7 protein-coding genes are annotated in these 11,275 nt (G+C 43.5%); 4 read left to right on the top strand and 3 right to left on the bottom strand.

The annotated features are described in order from the left end of the window. Nucleotides 1–296, top strand: a 296-nt coding sequence (locus ACT3SX_RS11090; protein ID WP_442069879.1) for a YeeE/YedE thiosulfate transporter family protein, incomplete at its 5' end; no start/stop codon positions are given. A gap of 106 nt (nt 297–402) precedes the next feature. Here ACT3SX_RS11090 and ACT3SX_RS11085 read toward each other — a convergent pair. Together ACT3SX_RS11085 and ACT3SX_RS11080 are read right to left on the bottom strand one after the other, a co-directional pair. After that, nucleotides 403–1,332 carry a polyphenol oxidase family protein gene (locus ACT3SX_RS11085; protein WP_192519066.1) on the bottom strand — a complete coding sequence of 310 codons (930 nt, stop codon included), beginning with the start codon at nt 1,330–1,332 and terminating at the stop codon, nt 403–405. Between the two features lie 86 nt (nt 1,333–1,418). Next, entirely contained in the window at nt 1,419–2,636 is a 1,218-nt protein-coding gene (locus tag ACT3SX_RS11080; protein WP_192519073.1) for an RluA family pseudouridine synthase, read from the bottom strand. A 716-nt stretch (nt 2,637–3,352) separates the two neighbouring features. Here ACT3SX_RS11080 and ACT3SX_RS11075 point away from each other — a divergent pair. The 3 genes from ACT3SX_RS11075 to rpoD all read left to right on the top strand — a co-directional run bounded on the left by ACT3SX_RS11075 (nt 3,353) and on the right by rpoD (nt 9,267). Further along, nucleotides 3,353–4,447: an outer membrane protein assembly factor BamD gene (locus ACT3SX_RS11075; RefSeq protein WP_192519067.1), complete on the top strand. Its 1,095-nt coding sequence runs from the start codon at nt 3,353–3,355 to the stop codon at nt 4,445–4,447. 229 nt (nt 4,448–4,676) lie between these two features. Next, entirely contained in the window at nt 4,677–6,833 is a 2,157-nt protein-coding gene (locus tag ACT3SX_RS11070; RefSeq protein ID WP_192519068.1) for a DNA primase, read from the top strand. A 517-nt stretch (nt 6,834–7,350) separates the two neighbouring features. Further along, nucleotides 7,351–9,267, top strand: coding sequence for an RNA polymerase sigma factor RpoD (rpoD, locus tag ACT3SX_RS11065; protein ID WP_442069877.1), 1,917 nt, complete (start codon nt 7,351–7,353; stop codon nt 9,265–9,267). A gap of 85 nt (nt 9,268–9,352) precedes the next feature. Here rpoD and ACT3SX_RS11060 read toward each other — a convergent pair whose 3' ends face one another. After that, complete coding sequence (locus tag ACT3SX_RS11060) at nt 9,353–10,852, bottom strand: SulP family inorganic anion transporter (RefSeq protein WP_192519070.1); 1,500 nt, start codon at nt 10,850–10,852, stop codon at nt 9,353–9,355. Nucleotides 10,853–11,275: the final 423 nt, after the last annotated feature.

The raw sequence follows: 11,275 nt of genomic DNA, 5'->3' as shown, positions 1-11,275 counted from the left end.
TGAACTTCGGCATTATTATTGGGGCTTTTATTGCTTCGGCGGCTGGTGGCTTATTCAAGTTCACCAAAATCACTAAGGGTAATTTTGCAGCATCCGTCATTGGTGGCTTGATGATGGGCTATGGTGCACGCTTGGCATTTGGTTGCAATATCGGTGCTTATTTTGGTGGTATCGCTTCTTTCAGCTTACACGGCTATATTTGGGGCATACTCGCCATGGCAGGCACCTTCTTGGCTCTGTACTTACGTCCTGTGTTCGGATTGTCAGTACCAAAATCTAATGACTCAGTCTGCTAATAAAGATAACCATACGAGAATAAAAAAACAGCCGATTCAATCGGCTGTTTTTTATTCACTAAACTAGAGCGTGTCATCAATTAGATTATTAGAGTTGAGTCGATATTTATTGATCACTGCTCTGTATGTTACGAGCAATTACTAATGCCATACGTCCCGTGGCAGGTTGCTGTAAATGTGTCTGGCGACGATAAGAGTAATAGCGACTGTCGGCATAACTACAGTCAACAGGTAACTCATTCATAACCATAGCACCGGCAGCTTCCAACTGCATGGCAGCCAACTTAGGCAAATCAAGCTTAACTTTGTCATTGCCATTAGTACTGCTACTGGCAGACGGTATAGAAAATAATGCGACAAAATCATCCAGCTCTCTTGCTGACAGGGCTTGGTTTTCTTTGCACCCTGCTAATAGCTTATCACGGACATCTACACTCACCTCGTAATTCGCCTGACTGATACACACGCCTATCCAAGCCTTAATCGGTAGCGTGTCATCAAACCTATTTACAGCCGCTTTAATCACGCCACAAGCCAGTCCTTGCCAGCCTGCATGAATCGCTGCTATCTGTCCAGTTGCAGGCTGGTATAAGACAACAGGCACACAGTCGGCAGTCATTATCGCCAATCCAATACCTGATTGCTGACTAACCATCGCATCCGCTGCCACGGGCGCCATGCTTAAGACAGGCGCATCGACATCGTGAATCTGCCTACCATGAACTTGATTAACCCAATGCAAACGTCTAATCGGCGTATTTTGAAGACTTTTCGATGACAGGCTTATAAAGCTTGCATTAATAGCAGACAACAATCCCATGCGATTGTGCAAGACCTTTGCCGCATCGTCATTGACATGCAGCCCTAAATTAAGCTCACCATAACTCGCCTGACCTGGTTGCAATGCGCTTGTCTGTGCTGCAGACTCGCTGCTTGAGTCAAGCGAGTGAACCGTCTCATTAGGAAACGCAGCCGTTTGAAAAACAGCGACATCATCAATTTGCGCAAGCAACGTCATTGGAATCGTATTCATCATGGCCAAAATTCACTATCTTTATGAATCGGTTTTATGCCAACGACAGGGCGTTACAGCATGGTTTATGAGTAACTTTACCAGACTGATTATTCGTCATCATAGCCATCACTTAACACAGCGATCAGTTTTTGCATGTCTTCTGGTAGCGGCGTGGTCACTTCCACATCTTCACCTGTCGTAGGATGCACGAACCCTAAAGTATAAGCATGCAACGCTTGACGCGGGAAGTTATTAATTGCTTGACGCTGCGCTTCCGTGAGACCTGAACGTAACTGGCGACGCCCACCATAAACGCGATCACCAACGATCGGATAGGTCACATGACTTAAGTGCACACGAATTTGATGCGTACGCCCTGTCTCAAGCCCTACATCTAAAAGGCAATAGTTTTCATTAAGTGGTGTCACATCTAATAAGTGAGTAACCGCCTCACGCCCTGCTGTCATGACTGTCATTTTCGTGCGTTGATTGCGATGACGACCAATTGGTGCATCGATGCGACGGTGGCGCAGCAGGCTTGCCTGATCACCTGCGACCACACACTTATAATGGCGATATACGGATTTGTCTTTTAGCTGCTCCATCAGTGCCATTTGAGAAGGTTTTGTTTTACCGATGAGTAATAATCCAGAGGTATCCTTATCAATCCGATGCACCAGACCTGCGCGCGGTAGATGGTGCTGCTGTGGATAGTGATATAGTAGCGCATTGACCAAAGTGCCGGTTTGATTACCCGCACCAGGATGCACGACCATGCCGACAGGTTTGTCGATAACGAGCACTTCATCATCTTCATAGACAACATCGATATCTATATTTTCTGGTTGGTCTTCACTATGCTGCTCTAACGTCGCTGATAGATGCAACACATCATCGGCTTTGACGCGAACCTTTGGCTTTTGCACACTACCGTTATAGAGCAAATTGCCATCAGTGATCCAACCTTGTATCTGCACACGCGAGAAATCTTTGAATGCTAGCGAGGCAACTTTATCAATACGCAGACCTGACTCATCTTCTGTGACCGTGTGGGTCAGATCTATCACGACTGGCACTGCTTGACCTACACCTGAAGTTTCATCATCGCTATCGTCGATGTCATCACAGTCTTCATCGCTATTTAGCAACGCTGTTTCTGATAAATCCGCTTCAATTGACGTTGCATCATCATGCACTGTCTCATCAGGTGTGGGCTGATTGTTGTCAGGTAACTCACTATCTTTTAAAACATCATTTGGCATCGGTGACTCTTGTGCTGATGAATCAGTATCTAACGACTGATTCGGTGGTAAATGGGTGGTCATAGCATTATTATTCATAATAAATGGGTACGTAGTAAAGTCCTTAACATGATGTCATTAGAGAACTTTTTAAAAAAAATTACAAAAAAATAGTCTGCCCATTGCTAATTTATCACTCATCGTGAAAGCAATCATCATCAAAAAAAACGGCAGCAATATCACGATAGTGTACCATGCCAAGTGCTTAAGCCCTATAGAAGCTATTCCTAATCTATCATTTTTACTTAGAGCTTACTTGCACCAAGACTCAATGATTAACTCTCCCAAATATGACATTGCTGTAATTTACTGTATATTTAACAGTATCAGCGACATTCGATATCGCTCGTGATAGCCGCTCATGCTAAAATGCCGAACTGAAATGGAATATGATGAAAAAATAGACGAAGCAAACGTTATTCTATAAAGTATGAGTATATTTTGCTGTATGCTATGGCACTGAATTAAAAAATGACTTTCTTATTAAAAGATGTTGAACATTCACACATAGGCACTGCTTAATGTTCAACACACTTTAGAGTGAGATGTCATCTTGACCTCGTACACTATTAAAATAAACCGCATTCAATAAAAATCATGTTGATGATAAGTCTGCTTAACGATAAATATAATCAATAACAGACAGTTACGAGGTAGCACCATCATCGCTTTTTATTATTAACCTTTTATATAGCATAATGACGCTGCTGTTATTATGCGTCCTGTGTCGGAGAAGAAGTATGCAAGCTGTTGGCAACACGTTTATCAAACTGTCCTCAATAACCCTACTTACCCTAAGTGTCAGCCTAGTGGGTTGTCAGACTTTTAAGAACCTGAGTGGCGGCGGCGAAGAAGATACGGCGGTAGAAACTGCTGAAAAATCTGAACAAAGTTACTATAACGAGGCCATCGAACAGATTGAGCAAGGTCATTACAATCAGTCTATTGAAGACTTGACCAACCTGCGTACCTTTTACCCTACTAGTCAGTACGCTGAACAAGCATTACTCGATATGATGTATGCACAATATGCGAGTGGTGAGTACGAAATGGCAGCGGCTAGTGCTGAGCAATTTATCCGCCTATACCCTTCTAACCCACAAATCAGCTATGCTTACTACGTACGCGGTGTGGCCAATATGGAGGGTTCATCAGAAGGCTTTAAACTGTTCAAGCTCAATCAAGCTGAACGCGATACCGCCTATCTACGTATTGCCTTTGCTAACTTTCAAGAGCTGGTCGGTAAATACCCAAACAGCCCTTATGCACCAGATGCAGCACAGCGTATGACTTTTATTTACAATCAATTTGCTGAAAGTGAGATGGCTGCTGCCAATTGGTATATCGAGCGCGAGGCTTATGTTGCCGCTGCCAACCGTGCTAAATGGGTATTTCAATATTACCCACTCAGTGAATCTATCCCAAAAGCCCTGACTGTCTTAGCCTATAGTTATGACAAACTGGGTCTAACCGATCTATCAAATGAGTACAAAACCCTATTACAAATTAACTATCCTAATCAGTTAACCAGTAATGGTAATGTGAAGCTAGATACCAAACGTGATAGTAGTTGGCTGAATAAACTGACCTTTGGAAAGCTGGGGCGCTCAAGCGTAGAAGATAAATCAGTAGGGACAGGTCAATATAATGGTGCGACCAAAACTCAGATAATCCGTAATGCCAATCAGCTAAGATTGCCTAGCGCCAATGCAGCTCCTGCTAACGCGCCAGCTGCCAATGTTGCGCCTGCACGTGGTACAAACGGCAATCCGCAAAACAGTCAGCCACCAGTAGGCATCACTCAACCAAACCAAGATGCTCCTATGGTTCCATAATCTCTCAAGCTATAATTTTTCAAACTATAGCCCCTTAATCTATAGTCACTTAACATGAATAACAAAGACTTATTGCATTATATAAAATGCGTTTTCGTACTTCATAACAAGTGACTTAGATGCTGTATCATAAAAAAATAAGGTCAACGATAATGTTGGCCTTATTTTTCTGTTTCTATAACACGCTTTGTGTTCCAACCTGATTGACCTATGGTAAACTGTTTTTTGTATGAGCATTCCAAACCATATTCTTGAACAATTAAATAGCCAAGCTGACTTAATCAGTATTATTGGGCGTCATACCACGCTTAAACGAGCAGGTAATGAATATAAAGGCTGTTGCCCTTTTCATGGCGAAAAATCTCCTTCATTTTATGTCAATCCACAAAAAAACATCTATCATTGCTTTGGATGCGGTGCCAGTGGTAATGCCATCAGTTTTTTTCGCGATTATGAAGGCTTGACCTTTATTGAGGCCGTTAATGAGCTATCAAAGCAAACCGGTATTGAAGTCCCCAAAGAAGAACAGCAAAACGTCAGCTATCAGCGTAGCGTACCCAAACCTGCCGCTCCTAAGCCGATTCTACCTCAGCCTGCACCCAATGCCACGAACGACCAAAGCAGCCTAAGTCCAGAAAACTCAAACCAAAGCGGTTTAGAACAAAGCCATGTACCGCCGATTAGTTACGATGAAAATAGCTACAACGACTATCCGCCACTAGATGCCTACGACTCTGTTCCTTATCCGGCAGACGCTTATGATGCAGGTAATTACGGTCCAGACTATCAAGGCGATACGAGCTATCCACCAACTTGGCTCAGCGGCAGCGATGAAGGTGCCGACCTACAGGGTATGGATAGCCAATCTAATACAGATGGCAACCTCTATGATTTATTAGAGCAAATTCAGCAGTTTTATCAGCACAATCTCACTACTCATCCACATGCCAAGCATTATTTTTTATCGCGTGGCATCACTGAGGATATTTTTGAGACATTTGGGTTGGGCTACGCGCCATTTGGTTGGCAGCATCTCGAGCATCAGTTCCCACAGGATATCGAGGGTCTCAAAGCGTTAGGCTTAGTGCGTCAGTCAGAATCAGGACGTGATTACGACCTATTACGAGATCGAGTCATCTTTCCGATTCGGGACAATCAAGGCCGTACTATCGGCTTTGGTGGTCGAGCGCTAGACGACGAGGTAAAGCCCAAATACATCAACTCATCTGACTCACCCGTTTTTCATAAGCAGCATGTGCTGTATGGCTATTATGAGTCTCGCCAGCAACGTGCCAATGACTGGCTCGTGGTCGAAGGCTATATGGATGTTATTGCCCTTTATCAGGCAGGTATCTATGGTGCTGTTGCCTCTATGGGCACAGCGATCAACGAGAGCCAAATATCACGACTGCTGACGCTGAACCCTACCCTAACACTCAGCTTCGATGGGGATAGCGCTGGACAAAAAGCCGCTTGGCGCACGCTAGAGGTCGCCCTGCCTGTATTGGCCGATGACAAAGAGCTGAGGTTTTTGAGCTTACCTAACGGTCATGATCCTGATACTTTTATCAAGAGTCAGGGCAGTGATGCCATGCGTGAGCAGATCACCAATGCCATGCCATTGTCGCAGTATATTTTTGCGTATTTAAGTGAGCGTTACGATCTGACCTTGGTAGAGGGTAAAGCCAAGCTCATGTCCCAAGTACGCTCATTAACCATGGCATTGCCCAAAGGCAGTAGCTTTAAGTACTTGCTGAACAATGATGTGTATCAAAAGCTGGGCGGCAAGCGCAGTCAAAACGTCGAGGCAAAAGACGCGCTGCTAGATTTTGATGGTGACATGACCATCAGTCAGCAATTGCAGCTGTGTTTTTTATTCCAGCCACGCGCATTGCTTGAAGACCCGATTGAGTCAATTTGGCAGCAGTCAGGATTGACTAACTTAAAGCTACCCGCTCATATTCAGCAAAAAGCCGCTGACGATGTATTACGTTCAATCGCATGGGAGGACTTGCAAGATACTGCGCTATTGGACGTGGTCACTACCATAAAGCGTTGCCTAAAGTACTTACCAACAGACGCCAATGCAGCAGCACATTTTGTATTATCGAATCTCAACCCAGCAAACCAAACCACTTTAAGCAGTAGCTGGGGTGGGTTTTATAGAGCATTAACTACCAGAAATGTGCTAAGCCTTGATGACTTGATAGAAGAGTTAGTAAGCTCACTACTCGAACGTAATATAAAAAAGAAAATGCAAGAGCTGATAAAAAATCCTGACCATATCAAACAAGCAATAGTTCGTATCCAAGCACAGCATCTAAGTAACTGGCTACGTGCGCAACACGCCGAACGCTCATCGCAAATGGTCACGGTTCAATCTTAGTATTGAATATTAGTATTGACCCTTATTTTTGTAAATAAAACATCAACCCTTTAAAAGTATAGCAGCTGCCCCCACTACTAATGATTATGCCGAGTAGTCAAAACCGCATCCAAAATAATGTTAAACATTGAACTGATAGCAAATAATCAGTAGAAAATGGTCGGTAAATATCACTGTCTCGTGCTTGATTACTGTGGTCTGTGTTAAACTATGCGGCTGTATATTTGCAGCATTGCTTAGTGAAAGATTATAAGCATGCATCGTCAGGCACAAATTTTAGGTATTATTTTTAATTAGCAGTTTTGAACGAATACTATTTTGAAGTATTTTTTAATGTTTAGCTGTTTTTCAGCATTGTTATTGTAGTGTTTTGAGCCTTTATTCATATCCACTCATTTTTGATATTATTGACAACCTCTACGCCACATTTTGATCAATCGACTGATAAGATCAACGCACCCAGCCAGCGATAGCGCGTCACAATATAAAAATGTCCGATGCAAGTAAGCGAGTATTTATGAACGATAAGTCAGTTTCTAAGTCCACATCTCAACTGGCCACCTTAATCCAAATGGGTAAAGAGCAAGGTTATCTAACCTATGCTGAGGTGAATGACCAACTGCCCGACTCTATTACCGAAAGCGATCAGATCGAAGATATTGTGCAAATGCTAACTGACGTTGGTATTAAAATCTTTGAATCTGCCCCTGATGCCGATGACATCTTGATGAACGATGATTCAAGTGATGATGACATGGCAGCAGATGAGGCGGCGGCAGTACTAGCCTCTGTTGAAACTGAGCCTGGTCGCACCACTGACCCTGTACGCATGTATATGCGCGAAATGGGTACCGTCGATCTACTGACCCGTGAAGGTGAGATTGCCATTGCCAAACGTATCGAAGAAGGTATTCGTGACGTACAGCATGCCATGTCTTACTGGCCTGGTACGGTACAGTTCGTCCTCGATGAATATCAAAAAGTACAGGATGGCGACAAAAATCTTTCTGATGTCATCACTGGTTTCTTAGATCCTGAAACCGAAGCAGATAAAATCGCTGCTCAAGAAGCAAAAGAAGCAGCGAAAGAAGAGCGTGAGCGTATCAAAGAAGAGAAAGAAAACCCACCACCAGTCAAAGCAAAAGAAACGGCGCTTGACGACGATGATGAAGATGACGAAGACGACGATCAAGATGACGAAGCCGAAGAAGAAACCAGCGGCATCGATCTAGAAGAAGTACGCTTGCGTCTAGAAGAAATCGAAAACCTATTTATCAAAGCCAAGCAAGCCTTAATCGACTATGGTCGTGGCAGCGCACAAGCGGATGAAGCTTATGCACAGCTTGCAGAACGCTTTATGATGTTAAAACTGAACAACCGCTTGTCAGATCAAGTTATGGCTATCATGCATGATGTCTATGATGACGTCCGTAAGCAAGAGCGTCAAATCATGCGTCTAGTGATTCGCCGTGGTCGTATGCCGCGCGATGAGTTCCGTAAAACCTTCCCTAGTAATGAAACCAATGTTGATTGGCTCATTGAGCGTATCAAAGGCAAACCTGCTTTTGCTGGTACGTTAGAAAAAGTCACTGACGACGTTATTCTACTCCAACGTAGAATTCGTGATTACGAGCAAAAGCTCGACATGAAAATCCACGACATGAAAGACGTGGCACGCCGTATGGCAGTTGGTGAAGCAAAAGCTCGCCGCGCCAAAAAAGAAATGGTCGAAGCCAACCTACGTTTGGTTATCTCAATCGCTAAGAAATACACCAACCGTGGTCTACAGTTCTTGGATCTGATTCAAGAAGGTAACATCGGTCTGATGAAAGCGGTTGATAAGTTTGAATATCGCCGTGGTTATAAGTTCTCGACCTATGCGACATGGTGGATTCGTCAGGCGATTACCCGCTCTATCGCTGACCAAGCGCGCACCATTCGTATTCCTGTGCATATGATTGAGACCATTAATAAGATAAACCGTGTCTCACGTCAGTTGCTACAAGAAATGGGACGCGAGCCAACGCCTGAGGAATTGGGCGAACGTTTAGAGATGGACGAAGTCAAAGTCCGTAAAGTGCTTAAGATTGCAAAAGAGCCTATCTCAATGGAAACCCCTATCGGTGATGATGAAGATTCACATCTAGGTGATTTCATTGAAGATGGTACGATCTCAAGCCCTGTCGATGATGCGACATCTGCTGGCCTACAAGAAGCCACTCGCGATGTATTAGGTAACCTGACTGAGCGTGAAGCGCGTGTATTAAAAATGCGTTTCGGTATCGATATGCCAACGGATCATACATTGGAAGAAGTCGGTAAGCAGTTCGATGTGACACGTGAGCGTATCCGTCAGATCGAGGCAAAAGCACTGCGTAAATTGCGTCATCCGTCACGCTCTGAGCACTTGCGTTCGTTCCTTGAAAATGACTAAGATCAAAACAGAATGAGTACCAATAAAAAAGCCGAGTTAATCTCGGCTTTTTTGTGTTTTTGAATATGATACTATTAATACAAAGTTAATGTGCGCCTAGGCTTTGCTCAGCATCTGGTTTATCATGTACACCAAAACTGTCTATCATCGCTTGGCTCGCCTCGTTCAAACCAATGAGCTCTACCTCAGTGCCTTCGCGGCGAAATTTAATAATCACTTTATCTATCGCAGCAACTGCTGTCACATCCCAAAAATGCGCGCGCGACACATCAATCACCACGTTAGAGACAGATTCCTTAATATCAAAGGAGTCAATCATACGCTCTGCTGATGAAAAAAATACTTGCCCATCAACTTGATAATAACGCGTTTGCGATGCTGCATCCATGTGGCTATGCACACTCATATAGCGCTCAATCTTATTGGCAAAGAACAATGCTGACAGCAATACACCGATCAATACGCCATAGGCCAAGTTATGCGTCGCAACCACCACAGCGACAGTCGTAATCATGACGACATTGCTTTGTAACGGCTTGGTTTTTAGCTCCTTAAACGAGCCCCAGTTAAAAGTACCAATAGACACCATAATCATCACAGCGACTAATGCAGCCATTGGAATAATCTTTAACCAATCGCTTAAGAATACTACCATCAATAATAAAAACACACCTGCTACTAAGGTAGAGAGACGCGTATAACCACCTGATTTGACGTTGATAATCGACTGACCAATCATCGCACAGCCTGCCATTCCACCAAAAAAGCTACTAACGACATTAGCAATACCTTGACCCTTGCACTCTTGCGTACGGTCGCCTTTGGTATCGGTCAAATCATCTACAATAGTCATGGTCATCATCGACTCAAGCAAGCCAACTATCGCCAAACTGATAGAATACGGAAAAATAATGATCAATGTATCTAAGTTCAACGGGATATCAGGTATCAAAAACATCGGCAGGGTATCAGGTAGCTGCCCCATATCATTGATGGTTCGAGCCTCTGCACCTAGTAAGATGGCTACAACCGTGACCAGTACAATACTGACCAATGGCGATGGAATCACTTTACCGATCTTTGGAATGTATGGATAGCCATAGATAACGACGAGGCCTAATGCCACAAGACCATAAACATGTACTAAGTTTGAACCTGCCTGCGGCATCAACTCAGGAACCTGTGACATAAAAATCAAAATAGCCAAGGCGTTGATAAAGCCCAGCACCACAGATTGAGACACATATTTCATCAGATTGCCCAGCTTTAAGAAGCCAAAGATGATCTGTATAACACCTGTCAGCACACTGGCTGCTAACAAATACTGCAATCCATAGTCTTTGACCAGCGTCACCATCAATAACGCCATTGCACCAGTCGCCGCTGAAATCATCGCTGGACGACCACCGACAAACGCAATCACTACCGCGATACAAAATGAGGCATAGAGCCCTACTTGGGGATCGACACCTGCAATGATAGAAAACGCAATTGCTTCAGGAATAAGCGCCAAAGCAACGACCATGCCAGCCAAGACATCGCCGCGCGCATTGGATAGCCAATGCTCTTTAATTGTATTTAACATATTTAACTCAGTTTTTAGAAACTGCTATAGTCTGTCCATAAACGAGGTATCTAATCATTATTTGGAAAACATTTAATTGGAAAGCATCTAAAAAATAGTTAAGATCAGCTCACATAAAAAGTCTGACACATCTCTAGCTAGGCACGTCTCTATTTAGGTACCTTGCCCATTACCTGTCAGATAATAAATATAAAAATGTGAACGATCATAGTTAGCGAGTTATCGTCATAACATACTTTTTAGTGGTGTAATCTTCATAATCCACTAGATATATCGAATAATGATACAAACGTTAAAGCAGTGCATGCGCACAAGAAAAAGCGTTAGACGCTTTATGAGAGTAATTGCTATAAGAGCAATTATTACTGAGGAGAGGTACAGCTAGGGTGGCGTATTCATCTTTATGGTGGCAGCTTTTGTAGA

This window comes from Psychrobacter sp. AOP31-B2-9 (genome assembly GCF_052378005.1).
Classification (GTDB): Bacteria; Pseudomonadota; Gammaproteobacteria; order Pseudomonadales; family Moraxellaceae; genus Psychrobacter.
This window is presented reverse-complemented; position numbering and strand designations above follow the sequence as displayed.

Excerpts from the sequence above, each read along its gene's own strand:
- ACT3SX_RS11075 (WP_192519067.1), top strand. The coding sequence starts at position 3,353 with ATGCAAGCTGTTGGCAACACGTTTATCAAACTGTCCTCAATAACCCTA.
- ACT3SX_RS11060 (WP_192519070.1), bottom strand. The coding sequence starts at position 10,852 with ATGTTAAATACAATTAAAGAGCATTGGCTATCCAATGCGCGCGGCGAT.
- ACT3SX_RS11085 (WP_192519066.1), bottom strand. The coding sequence starts at position 1,332 with ATGATGAATACGATTCCAATGACGTTGCTTGCGCAAATTGATGATGTC.
- ACT3SX_RS11080 (WP_192519073.1), bottom strand. The coding sequence starts at position 2,636 with ATGACCACCCATTTACCACCGAATCAGTCGTTAGATACTGATTCATCA.
- ACT3SX_RS11070 (WP_192519068.1), top strand. The coding sequence starts at position 4,677 with ATGAGCATTCCAAACCATATTCTTGAACAATTAAATAGCCAAGCTGAC.
- rpoD (WP_442069877.1), top strand. The coding sequence starts at position 7,351 with ATGAACGATAAGTCAGTTTCTAAGTCCACATCTCAACTGGCCACCTTA.